Genomic DNA, 1,388 nt, shown 5'->3' with positions numbered 1-1,388 from the left:
GATGGGATGGTTGCCGCCCTCCCCAGACGGCATCGCAATGTGCCAAGATGGTGGTGTTGAAAGCCACGAAGCGGAGAGGACGGCGAAATGAAGGATACAATGATTGGGGTGGATCTGGCAAAGCGTGTTTTCCAGCTCCACGGGGCGACGATGGCAGGTGAGGTTAAGTTCCGCAAGAAGCTGTCACGGGACCAGTTCCGGGCCTTCATGGCCGCGCAGCCTTCCGCTTTGATTGTGTTTGAGGCCTGCGGGAGCGCAAGCTATTGGGCACAGGAGATGGAAGCGCTTGGTCACGACGTCCGATTGATCGCGCCTCAGTATGTACGTCCCTTCGTGAAGCGCCAGAAAAACGATGCGGCTGACGCTGAGGCGATCGTGATCGCGGCGCGCCAGCCCGAGATGCGGTTTGTGGTTCCCAAGACGGCGGAACAGCAGGCGAAGGCGGTAGTGTTCCGGGGACGTGAGCGGCTCGTTCATCAACGCACGGAGCTGGCGAATGCGCTGCGGGCCGTCCTCTACGAATACGGGCATGTGTTTCCCGTCGGGTTCTGCCACATGAAGCGTATCGCGGCTTTGGTGGAAGATCCCGACTGCGACCTGCCCGCCCTTGTTATCTCGGAGTGCCAAGATCTGCTGGCGCAGATTGCTGAGAAAACAGAAAGGATCGAGGCAAAGACCAAGACCCTGAAAGCGCTCGCAGCCGAGACCGATACCGCACGTCGACTGCAGACGATGCCGGGTGTTGGGCCGCTGACTGCGCTGGCGGTTGAAGCCTTTGGACCCGACATGGCGCAGTTCAAGTCCGGCCGCGATTTCGCGGCCTGGCTGGGTCTAGTGCCGAAGCAGAATTCTTCTGGAGGCAAGGAGCGCCTCGGCCGCATGACTAAGGCCGGTCAGACCGATATTCGGCGCCTTTTGATCATAGGGGCAATGTCGCGAATGAACTGGCTTGGACAGCGCACAATTGTCAAAGGCAGCTGGCTATCACGCATGCTGACGCGCAAACCTAAAATGCTGGTCGCGATCGCGCTGGCCAACAAGATGGCCCGCCAGATTTGGGCTATGCTGACGAAGAACGAAGATTACAAAGATCCGGTGCTGGCGGTCGCGGCATGATGCTCGTGTCGAACTTTTAGCAACGGTGCCAAGGGGGTGTGAGAAGACGACGACCTGAATGGGCAAAATGATCGAACAGATCCGGATTGGGAAAACCAGAAAGAAGCTCAGTGCAGCAAGCACGCACCCGAGATTTGGACCCGATCCGCTGATCACCATCCCGGCCCGCGGTTTCTGGAAATGCCGCAACTTCGAGGCCTTACAGAAGACCGCATTCGATCACACGCCAAAAGGGTCAAAAACTTCTTGCACTACGGGCGGCAACCACAGAA

The 1,388-nt window shown here is 58.4% G+C and carries 2 protein-coding genes; both read left to right on the top strand.

The annotated features are described in order from the left end of the window. Nucleotides 1–87 precede the first annotated feature (87 nt). Nucleotides 88–1,116 (top strand): IS110 family RNA-guided transposase, encoded by a 1,029-nt coding sequence (locus C5F46_RS16095; RefSeq protein WP_107326300.1) that lies wholly within the window; start codon nt 88–90, stop codon nt 1,114–1,116. Between the two features lie 58 nt (nt 1,117–1,174). Next, the coding region (locus C5F46_RS16950) for a hypothetical protein (RefSeq protein WP_210203009.1) at nt 1,175–1,388 on the top strand (214 nt) is incomplete at its 3' end.

This window comes from Phaeovulum veldkampii DSM 11550, assembly GCF_003034995.1.
Classification (GTDB): domain Bacteria; phylum Pseudomonadota; class Alphaproteobacteria; order Rhodobacterales; family Rhodobacteraceae; genus Phaeovulum; species Phaeovulum veldkampii.
This window is presented reverse-complemented; position numbering and strand designations above follow the sequence as displayed.